Below are 15,449 nucleotides of genomic sequence, written 5' to 3'. Positions count from 1 at the left end.
CGCACCAGGCGCCGTGCCGCGCGGACCGGACACACGCCGGCGATCAGAGCGACTTGATCGTGCCCTTGGGCAGGATCGCCGAGACCGCGCTCTTTTGCACGGTGACCTCGACGCCGTCGGACAACTCGACGCCAACATAGGCCTCGCCGACCTTCGTGACCTTGCCCACGATGCCCCCGGACGTGAGCACTTCGTCGCCCTTGGCCATCGCGGCAAGCATGTTCCGGTGCTCCTTCTGCCGCTTCATCTGAGGACGGATCATGAAGAAATACAGCACCGCGATCATCACGATGAAGAAGCCGTACGTCTGGATAAAGCCGGCGGCACCGCCTGCGGCGGGTGCGGCCTGGGCGTACGCATTAGAAATGAACACGTTGGTCTCTCCGTGGTGGAAGGTCAAAATAGCCGAACATTCTACCATCTGCCCAGGACGGCAAAGTACCGTCTGGCGGCTGTACGGGCCGATGCGGCGGACGCGGCAGCGCCCACGGCCAGAACATCGGGGCTCGGAGCCGGCCCATCCGTCGCGTGGCCACGTACAATACGCACTGGTCCGTTTTGCGCCCGGCGCGTTCCCCATGTCCTTCGCCACCCGCCTCGAATTCTTCGCCCCCTGCCCCCGCGGCCTGGAGGGCGCGCTCGCCGTCGAACTCGGCGAGTTGTCCGCGCTTGCCGCCGATCCGACGTTCGCCGTGCAAGCGCCGGCGGCCGGCGGCGTGCCGTTCAACGGTGCATGGGCTGCCGCCATCGCGGCCAACCTACATTCGCGGATCGCCAGCCGGATCCTGCTGAAGATCGCCGCGCGGCCCTATCGCGACGAGCACGATATCTACGCGCTGGCACACGAGCAGCCGTGGGAGCAATGGTTCGACGCCAGTCGCACGTTGCGGGTGGACGTGACCGCGATCAAGTCGCCGCTGCGCAGTCTGGAATTTACGACGCTGCGCGTCAAAGACGCGATCTGCGACCGGCTGCGCGAGCAGACCGGTGCGCGGCCCAGCATCGACACCGTCGAACCCGACGTGCGGGTGCAGGCGTTCGTGACCGCCACGGACTGCACGCTGTACCTGGACACCTCCGGCGAGCCGTTGTTCAAGCGCGGGTGGCGCCTAGACAAAGGCGCCGCGCCATTGCGCGAGAATCTGGCCGCCGGGATCCTGCGGCTGACCGGCTGGACACCAGGCACGCCGCTGTTCGATCCGATGTGCGGCAGCGGCACGTTCATCGCCGAGGCCGCGCAGATCGCGCTAGGCATCGCGCCAGGCGTGGACCGGCGTTTCGGATTCGAAAAGCTCAAGCACTACGATGTCGGCGCGTGGCAGCGCCTGAAGGCGCAAGCGCTGGACGCTAGGCGCGAGGCCGGCGCGCGTGCCGCGCCGGGCGATGCCCTGTCGATCTACGGCAGCGACGTGTCCGGCGACATGCTGGCCAAGGCCGCTGCGAACCTACAGCGTGCAGGCGCGCCAATGGTGCCGCTCAAGCAACTCGATGCGCGCGACATCATGGCGCCATGCGATACGCCGGGCGTGCTGGTAGCCAATCCGCCCTACGGCGAGCGAATCGCCGTACGCGGCCGCAGCGCTCGCACGGGCGGCGACGGCACGGGATTCCAACGCGCCCGTCCGGACGACGCGGACAGCGCGTTCTTCCGCTCGTTCGGCGACGTGCTCAAGCAGCGGTTCCCCGGCTGGCACGCGTTCGTGCTCAGCGCCGATCGTACGCTGCCCGGCCAGATGCGGCTGCGCGAATCGACGAAGACGCCGTTGTACAACGGCGCGCTCGAATGCCGGCTGTTCCGCTTCGATCTGGTCGCCGGCGCGATGCGGCAACGCTCGGCGACGCGCGCGCAGACGGACTCACCCGATTGAACGGCCCAGCGCTGGCAACGCGCATGCGCCCGCCCCAGCTTCTTGACCGTCTCCGGCATCGCCGCAACGCGCGTTTCGCCTTCCCGCATCTGGGCGGGCACGCCGATCTGCCTCGTTGACCTCCTTGAGCGCTTATCGGTGCCGGTGACGCCGCGTCCGACATCGTTATCTACAAGCGGAGAATGCACTAGGGACCTGGATCGCGCCACACGGTCGCAGGTCGGTGTCCGCTACCGGATGGGCCGCCGCGTCCGGCGCGCGGATGGGAGGCCGCTCGCTGCACCCGACAGCGGTACAATATTGGAACTTATGGATACGCAACTGTGGGCGCCGCACGTGACCGTGGCCGCCATCGTCGAGCACGGGCAGCAGTTCCTGCTGGTCGAGGAGCGCACGCCGCACGGGCCACGGCTGAACCAGCCGGCTGGCCACCTGGAGCCGGGCGAAACGCTGCTCGAGGCGGTCGTGCGCGAAACGCTCGAGGAGACCGGGCAGGTGTTCACGCCGCAGGCGTTGGTTGGCGTGTACGTCGCGCAGTTCGAGCGGGGGCACGGGGTGCCGGCCACCTATGTCCGCTTTACGTACTGCGGCACCGCCAGTCACGATCCAGTCCCGCGCAAGCTCGACCCCGATATCCTGCGCACGGTCTGGCTGAGCGCCGACGCGGTGCGCGCACAAGCGTCGCGCCACCGCACGCCGCTCGTGTTGCGCTGTATCGAGGACTACCTGGCGGGACGCCGCTATCCGCTCGAGTTCGTGCAATCCCACCCGGCCGCACCGCGCTAAACAGCGTGCCGCGACCGGCTTTGAGCAACCCAACCGGCGCTCGCGCCGCGTGGCGCCCGCGGCGCCCAAACTGGCAACGGTAACGCATCATGGCAAAGCAACGCGTGGTCGTCGGCATGTCCGGCGGCGTGGATTCGTCGGTCGCCGCGTGGCTGCTCAAGCAGCAGGGCTACGAGGTGGTCGGCCTGTTCATGAAGAACTGGGAAGACGACGACGACAGCGAATATTGCGCGAGCCGGCAGGACTGGATCGACGTCGTATCGGTCGCGGACCTCGTCGGCATCGACGTCGAAGCGGTGAACTTCGCCGCGCAGTACAAGGACAGGGTCTTTGCCGAGTTCCTGCGCGAGTATTCGGCGGGCCGCACGCCAAATCCGGATGTGCTGTGCAATGCAGAGATCAAATTCAAGGCATTCCTGGACCATGCGATGGCGCTGGGTGCGCAAACCATCGCGACCGGCCACTACGCCCGCGTGCGCCGGGTCGGCGAGCGCTTTGAACTGCTCAAGGCACTGGACTCGTCCAAGGACCAATCCTACTTCCTGCATCGCCTGAACCAATCGCAGTTGAGCCGCACACTGTTTCCGCTCGGCAAAATGCCCAAGACGCGGGTTCGCGAGATTGCTGCGCAAATCGGATTGCCCAACGCGGCAAAAAAGGACTCGACTGGCATCTGCTTCATCGGCGAGCGGCCGTTCCGCACATTCCTGAACCGCTATCTGCCGACCCGCCCCGGCCCGATGAAAACCCTGGATGGCAAGGTCGTCGGCGAACACATCGGGCTCGCATTTTACACGTTGGGTCAGCGCAAGGGGATCGGCTTGGGCGGCAGCCGCGATGGCAGCGGCGAGCCGTGGTTCGTCGCCGGCAAGGACATAGCGGGCAACACACTGTACGTCGTGCAGGGGCACGATCACCCGTGGTTGCTTAGCTCGACGCTGCAGGCGGAGAACGCCAGTTGGATTTCAGGCGCAGCACCGCAGGAAGGACACCCGTGCGCGGCCAAGACGCGCTATCGCCAGCAGGACGCGGCCTGCACATTCCAGCATGCGCCAGACGGGCACTTCGCGTTGCGCTTCGCGCAGCCACAATGGGCGGTGACGCCGGGGCAATCCGCCGTGCTGTACGACGGCGACGTGTGCTTGGGCGGCGGCATCATCGGCGCCACGTCGGCGCCATTCACGCCTGCGGCAACGTATCGACAAACGCCTGCCGCTGCGACAGCTTCGTGAAGTGCTTGTCCAAATTCGGGTGCGCATCGCGCCACGCAAGCTCCGGCATGCGAAAGTCCAGGTAGCCGAGCGTACAGCCAAGCGCAACGTCGGCCAACGTGTAGTGATTGCCGTGGCACCACGACCGCTCGCCGAGTCCGCGCGCCATCGCAGCGAGACCGGCGTGGATCTTGCGTTTTTGCCGCTCCACCCACGCTTGACTGCGCTGACCCTCATCGCGCTGCGTAGCTTCGACCCGCACCAGCACCGCAGCCTCGAGCACTCCATCGGTCAGCGCCTCCCAGCCACGCACCGCGGCGCGCTCGCGGCCGAACTGCGGCAACAGTTTGCCCACCGGCGTCAGCGTGTCGACGTACTCGCAAATGACCCGCGAATCGAACATCGCCTCGCCGTCCTCCATGACCAGGCATGGCACCTTGCCCAGCGGATTGAAGTCGTGAATGACCGTATCGGCCGCCCAGGGATTCTCGAGCACCAGCTTGTAGTCGATTTTCTTTTCAGCCATCACGATCCGTACCTTGCGCACGAACGGGCTGCTGAGCGAACCGATTAATTTCATCTTTCCCCTTCAGAGAGTCTTAGGCGGTATAGCGCCCCCCGGACATCATCTTATCCGTCGCATTCGCGCGACAGGCACTCTAACGCGTGACCATTGTGTTTGGATTACAACAGCCTGAAACGGTGCATGAACCGCCGCCGCGTCTCAGTGCGGCGACGTGGCGCAAGGCCGGCCTCGCCGGGACACGGCCAATGGTAAAATGCGCGGTTCTCCACGTTTTTCCGGCGCCGCTGCGGCGTCCCGTGCCATGTCTGACATTCGTCCCGATACCCTCTTTGCGCTGACCGCGCTATCGCCGCTGGACGGCCGCTATGCGGCCAAAACCGAAGCCCTGCGCGACTGGCTGTCCGAAGCCGCGTTCATGCGCCACCGCGTCACCGTCGAGGTCCATTGGCTGATCGCGCTGTCGCAGGCCGGGTTGCCGGGAATCCCGGCGTTCTCCGCGTCATCCGAACAATTCCTGCTGCAACTGGTCGAGCGCTTTTCCCCGCACGATGCCGCTCGGATCAAGGATATCGAGCGCGTGACGAACCACGACGTGAAGGCAGTCGAGTACTGGCTGAAGGAGTCGGTCAAGGGCCAGCCGGAACTGGAGCGCGCGAGCGAGTTCATCCATTTCGCCTGCACGTCCGAGGACATCAACAACACGTCGCACGGGTTGATGCTCAAGGGCGCGCGCGAGCATGTGATACTGCCGGCGCTGCGCACCGTGCACCAGCGGCTGGTCGCGCTCGCGCACGCGCACGCCGCGCAACCGATGCTCTCACGCACGCACGGGCAGCCGGCCAGCCCGACGACGCTGGGCAAGGAAATCGCCAACGTGGCCGCGCGCCTATCGCGTGCCATCGACCGGATCGCCGCCGTCACGCTGCTGGGCAAGATGAACGGCGCGGTCGGCAATTTCAACGCCCATCTGTCTGCCTACCCGGATTTCGATTGGGAAGCCTTCGCCCGGGATGTCGTGCAGACGCGGCTCGGGCTGACGTTCAATCCCTATACGATCCAGATCGAGCCGCACGACTACATGGCGGAGCTGTTCGACGCGCTCGCGCGGGCGAACACGATCCTGCTGGACCTGGACCGCGACGTGTGGGGCTACATCTCGCTGGGCTACTTCAAGCAAAAGACGAAGGCGGGGGAAATCGGCTCATCGACGATGCCGCACAAGGTTAATCCGATCGATTTCGAGAACTCCGAAGGCAATCTGGGCCTGGCCAACGCCACGCTGCGCCATCTGGCGGACAAGCTGCCAGTGTCACGCTGGCAGCGCGACCTGACCGACTCGACGGTCTTGCGCAACATCGGCGTTGCATTCGGCTATTCGCTGCTCGCGTACGATGCCCTGATCCGCGGGCTCGATAAGCTCGAAGTGAATCCGCAACGGCTTGATGAGGACCTGGATGACTGCTGGGAAGTGCTAGCCGAACCGGTACAGACCGTCATGCGCCGCTATGGAATCGAGAATCCGTATGAGCAGTTGAAGGAGCTAACGCGTGGCAAGGGCATCACCCGCGATGGACTGCACGCCTTCATCGGCACGCTGCCGATCCCGGACGAGGCCAAGGCGCGACTGCTGGCGATGACGCCGGCATCCTATGTCGGCAAGGCGGTCGAGCTTGCACACCGCATCGGCTGACACCGGTGCGCCGGCCGCGACGGGCGCCCATGCCGAGGCAGCCGCTCGGGCCGTGCGGATCAACGGGTACGCGCGGCCAATCGCTCGAACACCCGGCCGACGATGCGCTCCGGCGGCTCGTCGATGCTCACCGTAATCGCCTCGTCAGGCCCCGGCTCCTCGAGCGTGCCCCATTGACGTTGCGGCAACGACGGGTCGAAGAAGTAGCCGGTGCGGTGGCTTAAGCTTAGGTATTGGGCCGCGCCAGTTGACTCGCCGCGCGCGCCAGGCGTGTCACCTCGGCCCAGTTTTGTGCGGCCAGCGCCGCCCGGGGCGTGAGCCACGAGCCGCCGACGCAGACCACGTTGGGCAGCGCGAGAAAGCTCGTCGCCAACTCCTGCGTGATGCCGCCGGTCGGACAGAACCGCAACGCCGGGAACGGACCGCTGAACGCTTGCAGCATGTCCAAGCCGCCTGCCTGCTGCGCCGGAAAGAACTTCACGATGTCGTAGCCGAGTTCGAACGCAAGCAGGATGTCGGACGGCGTCATCACACCGGGCAGCAACGGCAAGCCGACGTCCTGCGCCGCCCGATGGATCTCGCGTGTGAGCCCCGGCGACACGCCGAATGCCGCGCCGGCGCGCTTGGCCTGCTCGACCTGGGCGGCGGTGGTCAGCGTGCCGACGCCGACGACGATATCCGAGGCAAGTTGCGATGCGCGCCCGATCGCCTGCAGTCCGGCCGCGGTTCGCAGCGTGATCTCGAGCACCTTCACCCCGCCCTCGTACAGCGCGTGCGCGACGTGCTCGCCCTGCTCCACCGACTCAAATGTCAGGACCGGGATAACCGGGCCGATCCGCACGATTTCGCTCACGGGTTTCATCTGCAGCTCTCCTGTAGTTCAGAATGGAACGATGCCCTCATTCGGTCATCGCGCCGAACACCGACGCCCCTTGCTCGGCCGGCAGCGCAGCGGCACGGAAAACGCCGAACAGCTCGCGGCCAAAGCCCAGTTCATGCTCGTGGCGATGCACGGGCTTTTCGTTCGCGCGGCGCGCCCATTCGGCCTCGTCCACGTCCACGTCCAATCGCCCGGCTTCTGCATCGAGCGTAATCACATCGCCGCTGCGCACCTTGCCGAGCGGGCCGTCGAGCAGCGCCTCAGGCGACAGGTGGATCACCGCCGGTACCTTACCCGAGGCGCCCGACATCCGGCCGTCGGTCACCAGCGCCACGCGCAAGCCCTTGTCCTGCAAAACGCCCAGCAGCGGCGTAAGCCGGTGCAGCTCGGGCATGCCATTGGCTCTTGCCCCCTGGAATCGCACCACGGCGACGCAATCGCGCTCCAGCTCACCGCGATCGAAGGCGGCCTGCACGCCTTCCTGCGAATCGAAGACGATCGCCGGCGCGGTGACACTGCGATGTTGCGGCGCGACCGCGGAAATCTTGATCACACCTCGGCCCAACCGACCCTGCACCAATCGCAGCCCGCCATCCGGCTGGAACGGTTCCGCCGCGCTGCGCAGCACGGCCTTGTCGTGGCTCTCGCGCGGGCCGTCGATCCAGACCAGCTTGCCGTTGACCAGTCTGGGCTCGCGCGTGTAATGGTCCGACAAGCCAGCGCCGGCAACGGTCGTCACATCGTCGTGCAGCAAGCCTGCGTCGAGCAGCGTGCGCGTAAGGAACGCCATGCCGCCCGCCGCGTGATAGTGGTTAATGTCCGCCTTGCCATTTGGATAAATCTTCGCGAGCAGCGGCACTGCACGCGATAGGTCATCGAAGTCGTTCCAGTCGATCACGATGCCGGCCGCGCGGGCGATCGCCACCAGGTGCAGCGTATGGTTGGTGGAGCCGCCGGTGGCCAGCAGCGCGACGATGCCGTTGACAATCGCTTTCTCGTCGATCACGCGGCCGATCGGCGTGTAGTGCGCGCCTTGCGCGGTCAGTTGCAGCACGCGGCGTGCCGCCTCGGCGGTGAGTGCATCGCGCAGCGGCGTATGCGGATGGACGAACGCGGCACCGGGCAAGTGCAGGCCCATGATTTCCATCAGCAGCTGGTTCGAGTTCGCCGTGCCATAGAACGTGCAGGTGCCGTGGCCATGGTACGCACGCGCCTCGCTGTCGAGCAACACGTCGCGCCCTACAGCGCCGGTGGCGAACTGCTGGCGGATCTTGGCTTTCTCATCATTGGACAGGCCACTGGTCATCGGCCCGGCGGGCACGAAGATCGTCGGCAAGTGGCCAAATTGCAACGCGCCGATCAACAGGCCCGGCACGATCTTGTCGCAAATGCCCAAGCACAGCGCCGCGTCGAACATGTTGTGCGTCAACGCGATCGCCGTTGACATCGCGATCGTCTCGCGGGAAAACAGCGACAGTTCCATGCCGGCGTTGCCCTGCGTAATGCCGTCGCACATCGCGGGCACGCCACCGGCAAATTGCGCGATGCCACCCGCTTCGCGCGCCGCCTGTTTGATGATGTCGGGAAAGTCGCGGTACGGCGCATGCGCGGATAACATCTCGTTGTAGGCCGACACAATGCCAATATTCGGCTGCCGCATCGCACGGATCGCGATCTTGTCCTGCCCTTCGAGCCCCGCAAAACCGTGGGCCAGGTTCGCGCAAGACAGCACGCCGCGCGCAGGAAACTGTCCTTGCGCATGCTCGATCCGGGCAAGATAGGCGCGCCGCGTTGCGTTGCTGCGCTCGATGATGCGATCGGTCACTGCCGTCAGCCGGGGGTGCAACGAAGCCATAGGAATCGCTCCTGGAAACGGGCGGCACGCGCAAGTGCGCCGGAAGGTTTGAATCGCCGAGGGGTCGCAAGTTCAGCAACTCGCCGCTGGCGCGGCTGGCCACAATCAGCCTGTTGGCAACATCGCCGAGGAAACCGCCGTATTCTCGCCGATGATCTCGCGCATGTCACACCTGGTGATTGGCGACATCCTCGCGGTCGGCGTCGCGCTGCGCAAGGGACCAGCGCTGGTCGACCGGCTGGGCGACGCTAAGAAAGTCGTCGCACAACGCCGTGTGGCCGCGCGCGACTGATGACAGGCCGTTCGGAAGGGATGAATACCGCTCAAAAGGGCTTGAAGACCACCAGCGCAACAGCGCCGAGCAAGCCGAGCACCGGCAATTCGTTGAACATCCGATACCATCGGTCGGAGCGGCGGTTCGCGCCCCGCTCAAACGTGGCGAGCAACCTGCCACACATCGCGTGATAGACGATCAGCAGCACGACGATCGCCAGTTTCGCATGCATCCACCCCTGCCCACGACCGATGCCCACCACGAGCCATAGCCAGAGCCCGCACACGAGCGCCGGCACGGCGATCAGGCTCATGAAGCGATATAACTTGCGCGCCATCACCAGCAAGCGCCGCGACGCGGCAGGCTCGATCTCCATCGCCAGGTTCACGAAGATGCGGGGCAGATAGAACAGTCCCGCGAACCAGGAGGCAATCAACACGATATGAAAGGTCTTGATCCACAACATGCGCAAACCCCTTTATTGCCGCACTTCGCCGTGACCCAGCACGACGTATTTCAATGACGTTAGCCCCTCGAGGCCCACCGGACCGCGCGCATGCAGCTTGTCGTTCGAGATGCCGATTTCGGCGCCCAGCCCGTATTCGAAGCCGTCCGCGAAGCGCGTTGACGCATTGACCATCACGCTGGCTGAATCGACCTCACGCAGGAACTGCATCGCGCGATCGTAGTGCTCGGTCACGATCGCATCGGTATGCGCGGAGCCATACGTATTGATGTGCTCGATCGCCGCGTCGATGCCGTCCACCACCCTGATCGCAAGCATTGGCGCCAGGTATTCGGTGCGCCAATCGGCCTCGGTCGCATCCACGAGCGGCGCGACACCGGCATCGGCAAGGATCACGCGTGCAGCCGGGTCCACTCGCAACTCGACAGCCTTGTCCCGGTACAGCTTGCCCAGCAACGGCAACACGGTCGGCGCGATGCCCCGTGCGACGAGCAGCGTCTCCATCGTGTTGCAAGTGCCGTACCGATGCGTCTTCGCGTTATCGCATACCGCCAGCGCCTTGCCGACATCGGCGCCATCATCCACGTAGACATGGCACACGCCGTCCAGGTGCTTGATCATCGGCACCCGCGCTTCATCGACCAACCGTTGAATCAAGCGCTTACCACCGCGCGGCACGATCACGTCGACGTAGTCGGTCATGGTGATCAGCTTGCCAACCGCCGCCCGATCCGGCGTACCGACCACTTGCACCCCATCCTCGGGCAGGCCGCTCATGCGCAGCGCCTCGGCGATCAGCGCGGCAAGCGCGGTATTGGATTCGATCGCCTCCGAGCCGCCGCGCAGGATCGTCGCGTTGCCCGATTTCAGACACAGCGCGGCAGCATCGATCGTGACATTCGGCCGCGACTCATAGATGATGCCAATCACACCGAGCGGCACCCGCATCTGGCCCACCTGAATGCCGGTCGGACGCGTCCTCATGCCGGTGATCTCGCCAATCGGGTCAGGCAGCGCCGCAACCTGCCGCAGGCCTTCGACCATCGTCGTCAGCGCCTTGTCCGACAGCGTCAGTCGGTCGATGAAGGCCGCATCGTGCCCGTTGGCCCGTGCCCGCTCGACATCGCGCGCATTCGCGCGCTGGAGCGCGCCGGCCTGTCCCTGGATCGCCAGCGCGATCTGTTCGAGCGCCGCGTTCTTCGCGGCCCCCGGCGCCCGGGCGATCGCCCTTGACGCCGCGCGCGCGCGGCGACCCAGATCGGTCATGTAGCGGTCAATGTCCATCTTCGTGTTCCCGTAGTGCGTGAATGCGGTTGGTTTGTGCACGCCCAGTCCGCACAGATCGAAGCCGTTGCGCGCGACCCGCCGCGCCACGCGGCAGTGCGATGGCCTCTATTGTAAGACTACGGTCGTATCGCCCGCACGGCAGTGGCGGTGGCGCCGTGCGGCGCACCGCCACCCGCCCGGCGCCCGCCATCGCTGCCGCCGGGCCGCGCAATCGTCATCGCCAGATCGAACAAGCCATCCCACGGATCGGCCGGCGGCAGTGACGCGCGAGCGGGCGCGACGCCTACACGCGCCGGCACCCCACCGCAGAGCCCCTTGACCTGCCGGTCCAGCCGCGCCGCGAGCGCCAGCGCCCGTTCGAGCGAACGTTCATCGACGCGCTGCAGCGCGGGGCCCATCAGCCGTTCACGCGGCCCCCACACGCGATTCTCGCGCATCAGGATCGCCAACGGCTTGCCGGCAGCCAGCCCCCGCTTGATTCGCGCCAGCGCACGGATTTCCTCTACGACAGCCCACAGCACCAGCACCGTCGCCTCGCCTTCGCCGCGTAATCCATCGAGCATCCGCGCCAAGCGCGCAACATCGCCGGAAAGCATTGCCTCGTTGAGCTTGAACACGTCGTAGCGGGCGACGTTGAGTACCGCGTCCTGCACCTGCTCGAGCGTCAATTCGCCGGCAGGATACAACAGGCCGAGCTTTTGGATTTCCTGATGCGCGGCGAGCAGGTTGCCCTCGACCCGCTCGGCGATGAACTGCAGCGCGCGCCGCCCTTCGTCGCCGGCGACGATGCGTTGCTGCTGCGCCGCGAGCCGTTGCGCAATCCAGTTCGGCAGCTGCGCACGCTCGACCGTGTCGATGCGTATCGCCACACCAGCCTGGACCAAGGCAGTGAACCATGCCGTCTTTTGCGTCGCCGCGTCCAGCCGCGGCAATGCGATCAACGCCAGCACATCGGGATTGTCCGATGCCGCCAGCGCCTTCAATGCGTCACCGCCATCCTTGCCCGGTTTGCCGGTCGGGATGCGCAATTCGATCAGCTGCCGCTCGCCGAACAACGACATCGATTGCGTGGCGCCGAGCAGCAGGCTCCAATCAAAACCGCGCTCGACAGAGAATACGTTGCGCTCGGTGAAACCGGCCGCGCGCGCTGCGGCGCGGATGCGCGCCACGGCTTCCTGCGCGAGCAGTGACTCGTCGCCGTACACGACGTACAAGCGACCCAACGTCTTGGCCAGGTGCGACTCCAGGGCGTCTGCGCGCAGTTGCATCGTGTCGTGTCCGTTACAGCGGCGGCGTGGGCAGCGGCGCGCGCGGCGCTACCGCGCGAACCCCGCCATGGGTCGGGTGCAGCTCGCGCACTGCGCTCATACGCCGCAACAGCTGGTCTAGCGCGTCGTTGCGCATATCTCGATACAGCAACTCGAACTCCTGCGACTTCGCCAACGCGTACTGGTCGGAATAGGTCATCGCCCGGTTGATGCGGATCACGCTGGGCGGCAACAACACTGTGCCGTCCGCGCCGACCAGCTGGTACGACATCGTGTAGTCGAGTTCGTACTCGTTGACCTGTCCGGCCGCATTGAGCGTCAGCGCCCCGGTGCCGCGCCCCTCCGAAATCGACAGGATCGCGTCCGCACCGTCGGTGCTCTTGACGATCCGCGTCTGGCTGCCACCCTCGACCATCCGCTGAATCCGTGCGCCAAGCTCCGGATCCGGGCCGACCAGCGCGAGCCGCTTGAACGGGAAGCCATAGTTACCGCGCAGCTGGAAGCTGCATCCGGACAGCAACAACGCCGCCGCGGCAAGCACAATGCAGGATCGGCGCGTCAATTTCGATTCAGTCATGCAGGCCCTCAAACGACCACGTTCACGAGCCGTCCCGGCACGATCACCACTTTCTTCGGCGTTTTGCCTTCGCCGAACTTGTCGAACATTTCGTGCGCGAGTGCCGCCTGCTCGATCGCCTCGCGTGGCGCGCCGTTGGTCACCTTCAGCGCGCCGCGCACCTTGCCGTTGATCTGCAGCACCAGTTCGACTTCGCTTTGCTCCAGCGCCTGCTCGTCCACCTTCGGCCACGGCGCGTCCAGCAGCGTGCCGAATTGCGTCGCGTAACCAAGTTCGCGCCACAACGTAAACGTGACGTGCGGCACCACCGGATACAGTACGCGCAACAGGATGCCATATCCCTCGTAGAGGACCGTGGCGCCGACGTCTTTGGCCGACTCCAGTGCGTTGAGCATTTTCATCGCCGCGGACACGACCGTGTTGTACTGCAGCCGCTGATAGTCGAAGTCGGCCTGCTTGAGTACCGAGTGAATCTCGCGGCGCAGCGCCTTGCCCGCTTCGTTCAGCGTCGCAGCGTCCAGCGCCGGCCGCGTCGCAAACGTTGCATGATGCGCGTAGCCGAACGCCCACAACCGTCGCAGGAAACGGCTCGCGCCTTCGACACCGGCACTGGACCATTCGAGCGACTGCTCGGGCGGCGCTGCGAACATCGTGAATAGTCGCGCGGTATCGGCGCCGTGCGAATCGATCAGATGTTGCGGATCGACGCCGTTATTCTTCGACTTCGACATTTTTTCGACGCCGCCCATCTCGACCGGCTGGCCATCGGCGTGCAGCACCGCGCTGACCGCACGCCCTTTGTCGTCGTATGACAACGTCACGTCGGAGGGATTGAACCACGTTTTCTTGCCGGTCGCGTCCTCGCGATAGTACGTCTGGTCGAGCACCATGCCCTGCGTGAGCAGATTGGTCGCCGGCTCGGAAAAGTCGGTCAGCCCGAGGTCGCGCATCACCTTGGCCCAGAAGCGCGAATACAGCAGGTGCAAAATCGCATGCTCGATGCCGCCGATGTACTGGTCCATCGGCATCCAATAGTCGGTACGCGCGTCCACCATCGTCGGCGCGTCCGGGCACGCATAGCGCGAGAAATACCACGCGGAATCGACAAACGTGTCCATCGTGTCCGTCTCGCGCCTCGCGTCGGCGCCGCAGCGCGGGCACGTACAGTGCATAAACGCCTCGGACTTGGCCAGCGGATTGCCGCTGCCATCCGGCACCAGATCCTCGGGCAGCAACACCGGCAAGTCCTGCTCCGGCACCGGCACATCGCCACAGCTCGGGCAATGGATGATCGGGATCGGCGTGCCCCAATAGCGCTGACGCGAAATGCCCCAGTCGCGCAACCGGTACGTGACCTGCTTGCCGCCAAGCCCCTTCGCGGCTAGATCCGCCGCGATCGCCTCCACCGCCTGCTCGTAGTGCATGCCGTCATACTTGCCGCTGTTCACGCAGACGCCGGCGTCCTTGTCACCGTACCAGTCCTGCCACGCTTCAGTCGAATACACTTTCTCCTGCGCCGCGACGACCTGCTTGATCGGCAAACGGTACTTCGTCGCGAACGCAAAGTCGCGCTCGTCGTGGGCCGGCACGCCCATCACTGCGCCTTCGCCATAGCTCATCAGCACGTAGTTGCCAATCCAGACCTCGATGTCGGCGCCGGTCAGCGGATGCTTGACAAAGAAGCCGGTGGACACGCCTTTCTTCTCCATCGTCGCCATGTCCGCCTCGGCCACCCCGCCGCGCTTGCACTCGTCGATGAACGCCTGCAACGTGGGTTGATCCCGCGCCAGCCGCGTGGCGAGCGGGTGCTCGGCAGCGATGGCTGCGAACGTGACGCCCATGATCGTGTCCGCGCGGGTCGTGAACACGCGCAGCAATTGCTGCTGCCCATCGATTTCATACGGGAAACCGAAGTTCACGCCATAGCTCTTGCCGATCCAGTTGTGCTGCATCACCTTCACGCGCTCGGGCCACCCCAGCGCGTCCAGGTCCTGCATCAACTGTTCCGCGTAGTCCGTGATTCGCAAGTAGTACATCGGGATCTCGCGCTTCTGAACCACCGCGCCGGAACGCCAGCCGCGCCCGTCGACGACCTGCTCGTTGGCCAGCACGGTCTGATCGACTGGATCCCAGTTCACCGTCCCCGTCTTCTTATACGCGATGCCCTTTTCGAGCATCTTTAGGAACAACCACTGGTTCCACTTGTAGTAGTCCGGCTTGCATGTCGCAATCTCACGCGACCAATCGATCGCCAACCCCATCGCCTGCATCTGCTTCTTCATGTAGGCGATGTTCTCGTATGTCCACTTGGCCGGTGGCACGCCGTTGGCGATCGCCGCGTTTTCCGCCGGCATCCCGAACGCATCCCAGCCCATCGGCATCAGCACGTTGTACCCGTTCATGCGCCGGTGACGATACATCACGTCATTGATCGTGTAGTTGCGCACGTGCCCCATATGCAGCTTGCCCGACGGGTATGGCAGCATCGACACGCAATAGAATTTCTTTTTGTCGGCGCGCTCAGCACTACGATAGACATCGTTGTCCCGCCATGCTTGCTGCGCGGCGGATTCGACATCGGCGGGAACGTATTTATCTTGCATAATGGTCGTCGGGGACAATCGGCTTACGGTATGCCGCGCAGGGGCGCACATGCAGTACCGCGCCTCGGGAAAGCCAGGGGAAACGCCGATTATAGCGTCTGCGCGGCGCTCATCACGCCGGCAATCGACTCGTAGCGGGTCGCATGGTCAGCCCGCAG

General features: G+C 65.1%; 13 protein-coding genes and 2 pseudogenes. 5 read left to right on the top strand and 10 right to left on the bottom strand.

The window, feature by feature from the left end:
• Positions 1-43: 43 nt before the first annotated feature.
• The gene (gene yajC / locus B0O95_RS09410; protein WP_104077665.1) at positions 44-421 is read right to left on the bottom strand and encodes a preprotein translocase subunit YajC; all 378 of its coding nucleotides are present in this window, start codon (positions 419-421) and stop codon (positions 44-46) included.
• 157 nt (positions 422-578) lie between these two features.
• On the opposite strand from yajC, the gene B0O95_RS09405 reads away from it, so the two are divergent.
• From B0O95_RS09405 to mnmA, 3 genes are all read left to right on the top strand, one after another.
• Positions 579-1,868 (top strand): THUMP domain-containing class I SAM-dependent RNA methyltransferase, encoded by a 1,290-nt coding sequence (locus B0O95_RS09405; RefSeq protein ID WP_104077664.1) that lies wholly within the window; start codon positions 579-581, stop codon positions 1,866-1,868.
• A 309-nt stretch (positions 1,869-2,177) separates the two neighbouring features.
• Positions 2,178-2,654: an NUDIX hydrolase gene (locus tag B0O95_RS09400; RefSeq protein WP_104077663.1), complete on the top strand. Its 477-nt coding sequence runs from the start codon at positions 2,178-2,180 to the stop codon at positions 2,652-2,654.
• 89 nt (positions 2,655-2,743) lie between these two features.
• A complete protein-coding gene (gene mnmA, locus B0O95_RS09395; RefSeq protein WP_104077662.1) occupies positions 2,744-3,886 on the top strand; it encodes a tRNA 2-thiouridine(34) synthase MnmA in 1,143 nt (380 codons plus the stop codon).
• Here the strand turns inward: mnmA and B0O95_RS09390 are convergent.
• Positions 3,834-4,445: a glutathione S-transferase C-terminal domain-containing protein gene (locus B0O95_RS09390; RefSeq protein WP_104077661.1), complete on the bottom strand. Its 612-nt coding sequence runs from the start codon at positions 4,443-4,445 to the stop codon at positions 3,834-3,836. The genes mnmA and B0O95_RS09390 overlap by 53 nt on opposite strands.
• 247 nt (positions 4,446-4,692) lie before the next feature.
• Between B0O95_RS09390 and purB the strand changes: the two genes are divergently transcribed.
• On the top strand, positions 4,693-6,081 hold the full coding sequence (gene purB, locus B0O95_RS09385) for an adenylosuccinate lyase (protein ID WP_104077660.1): 1,389 nt from the start codon (positions 4,693-4,695) through the stop codon (positions 6,079-6,081).
• Between the two features lie 59 nt (positions 6,082-6,140).
• Here purB and B0O95_RS09380 read toward each other — a convergent pair.
• The 3 genes and pseudogenes from B0O95_RS09380 to edd form a co-directional block, all read right to left on the bottom strand.
• A pseudogene (locus B0O95_RS09380) lies at positions 6,141-6,305 on the bottom strand (gluconokinase); the annotation flags it as partial.
• A 2-nt stretch (positions 6,306-6,307) separates the two neighbouring features.
• The gene (gene eda / locus B0O95_RS09375; RefSeq protein ID WP_104077659.1) at positions 6,308-6,943 is read right to left on the bottom strand and encodes a bifunctional 4-hydroxy-2-oxoglutarate aldolase/2-dehydro-3-deoxy-phosphogluconate aldolase; all 636 of its coding nucleotides are present in this window, start codon (positions 6,941-6,943) and stop codon (positions 6,308-6,310) included.
• A 37-nt stretch (positions 6,944-6,980) separates the two neighbouring features.
• Complete coding sequence (gene edd, locus B0O95_RS09370; protein WP_104077658.1) at positions 6,981-8,816, bottom strand: phosphogluconate dehydratase; 1,836 nt, start codon at positions 8,814-8,816, stop codon at positions 6,981-6,983.
• A 74-nt stretch (positions 8,817-8,890) separates the two neighbouring features.
• On the opposite strand from edd, the pseudogene B0O95_RS09365 reads away from it, so the two are divergent.
• A pseudogene (locus tag B0O95_RS09365) lies at positions 8,891-9,108 on the top strand (transcriptional regulator); the annotation flags it as partial.
• A 31-nt stretch (positions 9,109-9,139) separates the two neighbouring features.
• Here B0O95_RS09365 and B0O95_RS09360 read toward each other — a convergent pair.
• The 5 genes from B0O95_RS09360 to leuS all read right to left on the bottom strand — a co-directional run bounded on the left by B0O95_RS09360 (position 9,140) and on the right by leuS (position 15,291).
• Positions 9,140-9,556 (bottom strand): CopD family protein, encoded by a 417-nt coding sequence (locus B0O95_RS09360; protein WP_199180483.1) that lies wholly within the window; start codon positions 9,554-9,556, stop codon positions 9,140-9,142.
• Positions 9,557-9,568: 12 nt separating this feature from the next.
• Positions 9,569-10,840, bottom strand: a complete 1,272-nt coding sequence (locus B0O95_RS09355) for a glutamate-5-semialdehyde dehydrogenase (RefSeq protein ID WP_104077717.1) — start codon at positions 10,838-10,840, stop codon at positions 9,569-9,571.
• Between the two features lie 119 nt (positions 10,841-10,959).
• Entirely contained in the window at positions 10,960-12,111 is a 1,152-nt protein-coding gene (holA, locus tag B0O95_RS09350; RefSeq protein ID WP_104077656.1) for a DNA polymerase III subunit delta, read from the bottom strand.
• 13 nt (positions 12,112-12,124) lie between these two features.
• On the bottom strand, positions 12,125-12,673 hold the full coding sequence (locus B0O95_RS09345) for an LPS-assembly lipoprotein LptE (RefSeq protein ID WP_199180485.1): 549 nt from the start codon (positions 12,671-12,673) through the stop codon (positions 12,125-12,127).
• Positions 12,674-12,696: 23 nt separating this feature from the next.
• The gene (leuS, locus tag B0O95_RS09340; RefSeq protein WP_104077654.1) at positions 12,697-15,291 is read right to left on the bottom strand and encodes a leucine--tRNA ligase; all 2,595 of its coding nucleotides are present in this window, start codon (positions 15,289-15,291) and stop codon (positions 12,697-12,699) included.
• Positions 15,292-15,449: the final 158 nt, after the last annotated feature.

The organism is Mycetohabitans endofungorum, from assembly GCF_002927045.1.
Classification (GTDB): domain Bacteria; phylum Pseudomonadota; class Gammaproteobacteria; order Burkholderiales; family Burkholderiaceae; genus Mycetohabitans; species Mycetohabitans endofungorum.
The sequence above is the reverse complement of the archived record's forward strand: the minus strand, read 5'-3'. Positions and strand labels throughout refer to the sequence as shown.